1 protein-coding gene is annotated in these 3,340 nt (G+C 33.9%); it reads left to right on the top strand.

Annotated elements, in window-relative coordinates; translation table 11 throughout:
* The first annotated feature begins 995 nt into the window (after positions 1-995).
* Entirely contained in the window at positions 996-2,780 is a 1,785-nt protein-coding gene (recN, locus tag AFK68_RS05100; RefSeq protein ID WP_094671856.1) for a DNA repair protein RecN, read from the top strand.
* The last annotated feature ends 560 nt before the right edge of the window (positions 2,781-3,340 follow it).

The raw sequence follows: 3,340 nt of genomic DNA, 5'->3' as shown, positions 1-3,340 counted from the left end.
TAAGAGATTGAATGTATCAGCAAATATAAAAAGGAGATAGGGAACAGGGAACACTTAACTGGGAATAGGTCCGAAGAAATCAAGACAAATATTTGTCGCTATTAAATCTAGGAATATATGTACTGAATACTTCTCTATCTACCTTCTTTCAATCCCTTGAAGTATTACCGCTTTTAGATTTTAGTCACTTCGCGTGCTCTCTTAATAATTATTTTACTCTCCAGTCTCTAAAAGCAACTATATTCTTATTTACAAAGACAAACTTTGTTAAAACACGATAAAAATTATGGTGATTACTTACTTATTAATAGTAATGTAGAGTACATAGAACAACTATAGAAAAATTATTGGAAAACTGACTAATATTCATCTGGTGATCGTTGACAATATCATTATACTAGAAATAGACTACAAACTCAACTAGCTAAATAGCGTGATAAACCTTGTCAAAATCATCTTTGATAAACAAATAATTCCGGCAGTTGGTAATATATCAATCCTATTTAATTTGTCATATTTTGCTAGTCTTATGAAACGAGGTTTTGCCAAATATAGAAAAAATTATCGGGTGCATCTCAATATTTGCAAAAATACTTTATTTCCTATTTCCTATTTCCTATTTCCTATTTCCTATTTCCTATTTCCTATTTCCTATTTCCTATTTCCTATTTCCTATTTCCTATTCCCTATTCCCTATTCCCTAAAAGGGATAAATTTTTGGCTTTCTTCAAAATTGAGATGCACCAAAATTATCTTGAGTAAGAAGAACATCAAGCATAACCTTAACTTGTTCTTTTAATGTATCTATTATAATTAGAAATTTCTTTTAAGACCTCCAGGAAAATTGGGGATTCAAACTATAAACTCAAAAATAATTTTTGACTTTTGACTTAACTCGCTTCCCTCAAAAGAGAAAGGATAAAAAGTCAAAGGCAAACATTTAATCTTCTCTTATTCCTTATTTCTTATTTCTTATTTCTTCCTTCCTTGAATAAATGCTCATATCCCTTCGCATTAATAACTTTGCCCTCATAGATCATCTAGACTTAGAATTAGGCTCCGGTCTAAATGTATTCACAGGTGAAACAGGTGCTGGTAAGTCCATTATCCTAGATGCTCTTAATGCCACTCTAGGTGCTAAAATAGATCGCCGTATTATCAGAACAGGAACTAAACGAGCCACCCTAGAAGCAACCTTTGAACTAAACCCAGCTTTAGCTAAATGGTTAAGTGGTCAAGAAATAGATCCAATAGATGGCACATTAGTAGTTTGTAGCCGGGAAATTGTTGTCGCCCAAGGTTCCCTACGCACCAGATCTCGTGTCAATGGTGTCCTAGTTAATCGGAAAATAATGGACCAACTTCACGATCGCCTAGTAGAAATTACAGCTCAAGGCCAAACTTTACAATTAGGAAATCCTAATTTGCAAAGAGAATGGCTTGATTTATATGGTGGTTATCCCCTATTAAAATGTAGAGAAGCAGTAAATATTTCCTATCAAAAAGCTCAAACAGCCAAAGCAGCATTAGAAAACCGTCGTCAGACAGAACAGCAACGTTTACAAAGAATAGATTTATTAGAATACCAAGTACAAGAATTAGATAAAGCTAATCTTACTGAACCTCAAGAATTAGAACAACTAACACAAGAAAGTCAACGTCTTAGCCATGCAGTTGAACTGCAACATCAAAGTTATCAAATATATCAAGCTTTATATCAAAATGAAGGTGATAATTCAGCAGCAGCAGACCTGTTAGGAGAAACAGAAACCATATTAAATGATATGGTAAACTACGACTCAACATTACAACCTATATCAGAAATGATTAGTGAAGCTTTAGCTCAAGTTATTGAAGCTAGCCGACAAATTAGCAATTATGGTGAAAAATTAGAAGCAGATCCTCAAAGATTGGAGGATGTAGAAGAAAGAATTCAAGAACTTAAACAAATTTGTCGTAAGTATGGTCAGACTCTAGAAGAAGCTATTAATTATTATTACAAAATACAAGCAGAACTTAAAGAACTACTGGAAGGAGGAGAGTCTCTCGAAGCACTAGAAAAAGTATACTTAGAAGCTCAAGAAGAATTACAAAAAAAATGTAGCGAACTTAGTTTACAACGTCAGAATGCTGCTGCTAAATTAGAAACACACTTAGTAGAAGAATTAAAACCTCTTGCTATGGAGAAAGTCAAATTTCAGGTACAAATTACTTCTACTACTCCAACATCTACAGGTGCTGACCAACTTACATTCTGTTTTAGTTCTAATCCTGGTGAGCCACTACAACCTCTAAATTTAACTGCTTCTGGAGGAGAAATGAGTCGGTTTTTATTAGCACTAAAAGCTTGCTTTTCTCAAATTGAAGCATCAGGAACTCTAGTGTTTGATGAAATAGATGTAGGAGTTTCTGGAAGAGTAGCAGGAGCTATTTCAGAAAAACTACATCAACTTAGTCGTCAACATCAAGTTCTATGTGTAACTCACCAACCCATAGTCGCTGCAATGGCAGACCATCATTTTAATGTTAGTAAGCAGGTCATTAAGGAAATGAACGATGTTGATTCAAATAATCAAAACTCTGAGGAAAGAACAATAGTTAGAGTAAAAACCTTAGATAATTATCAACGGCGAGAAGAGTTGGCAAAATTAGCTAGTGGTAGACCAGTTCAAGAAGCTATTGATTTTGATTTTGCAGAATCTCTTTTAACTCAAGCTGCAACTAAACGTGAGAAAAATTTGACTATTCCTATCTCTAGTTCTAGTTCTGGAAGTGAATAGATGTTTCTAGATNAAATTAGCTAGTGGTAGACCAGTTCAAGAAGCTATTGATTTTGATTTTGCAGAATCTCTTTTAACTCAAGCTGCAACTAAACGTGAGAAAAATTTGACTATTCCTATCTCTAGTTCTAGTTCTGGAAGTGAATAGATGTTTCTAGATAAAGAGGAAAATTCCTTTTCCCCAGGAGCAATACAAGTAATTTTTCATCCCATGAAGCTCCCAGAAAATAAATATATATCCTTGTTTATTTCCCTGCTCAAATCTTTCCATCCATCTCTCCTCAGTCGAAAACCACCAACATTTTCATTTTATGAAGCTCCCAGAAAAAAATCCCACGCCAAAGGATTTTCGCTTGCATCCTCACAAAAATTCTGATATCATCAAAGTTAAATGGGGTAATTAGTCTATGTACTTGATTTTTTATTCAATTAAATTTCCTACCTCTGAGGCCATCGAAAATATTAAGGAATTTCCCCCAGTAGGAATACCATTCATTAATTGATAATTGATAATGGATAATTGATAATTACAAGAAGGTTAAAACCGCACGGGAATTGAA

Origin of the sequence: Hydrocoleum sp. CS-953 (assembly GCF_002260545.1) — a bacterium.
In the GTDB taxonomy this organism is placed as follows: Bacteria; Cyanobacteriota; Cyanobacteriia; order Cyanobacteriales; family Microcoleaceae; genus Trichodesmium.
The sequence above is the reverse complement of the archived record's forward strand: the minus strand, read 5'-3'. Positions and strand labels throughout refer to the sequence as shown.

Excerpts from the sequence above, each read along its gene's own strand:
- recN (WP_094671856.1), top strand. The coding sequence starts at position 996 with ATGCTCATATCCCTTCGCATTAATAACTTTGCCCTCATAGATCATCTA.